At 75.8% G+C, this 532-nt stretch carries 1 protein-coding gene; it reads right to left on the reverse strand.

The window, feature by feature from the left end:
* Positions 1-532, reverse strand: a 532-nt coding sequence (locus BGN97_RS11850) for a helicase-related protein (RefSeq protein ID WP_292701655.1), incomplete at both ends; no start/stop codon positions are given.

Consider the following 532-nt stretch of genomic DNA (forward strand, 5'->3'; position numbering starts at 1 on the left):
GCTGGCCGCCGCTCTGCCGCTGGCCGCCCTCGGTGCGCTGGGCGCTGTCCCCGCCGCGGCCGGAGCGGCGGCGTCCCGAGCGTCCACGGGCGGGCCGCTGCTCGCCGGCGACCTGCGCCGGCTTCGCCTTCGGCTTGCCCTGGGGCTGCTTCACGACCGGGACGTGCTTCACCTTCGCGGCGCGCTCGCCGACGAGCTCCTCGACGATCGCCGGGGTGACGTCCTCCAGGGGGACGGTGATCTGCGCCTTGCGCAGGATGTCCTTCACATCGCGGCGCTGCTCCGGCAGCGTGAGCGTGACGACGGTGCCCGCGGCACCGGCACGCGCGGTGCGGCCGGAACGGTGCAGGTACGCCTTGTGCTCCACGGGCGGGTCCACGTGCACGACCAGCTCGACGTCGTCCACGTGCACGCCGCGCGCGGCGACGTCGGTGGCGACCAGCACCCGCACGCCGCCGTCGGCGGGGTCGGCGCTGAACGCTGCGAGGTTGCGCTCGCGGGCGTTCTGCCCGAGGTTGCCCTGCAGGTCCAC

This window comes from Microbacterium sp. 69-10 (assembly GCF_001897945.1).
Lineage (GTDB): Bacteria > Actinomycetota > Actinomycetes > Actinomycetales > Microbacteriaceae > Microbacterium.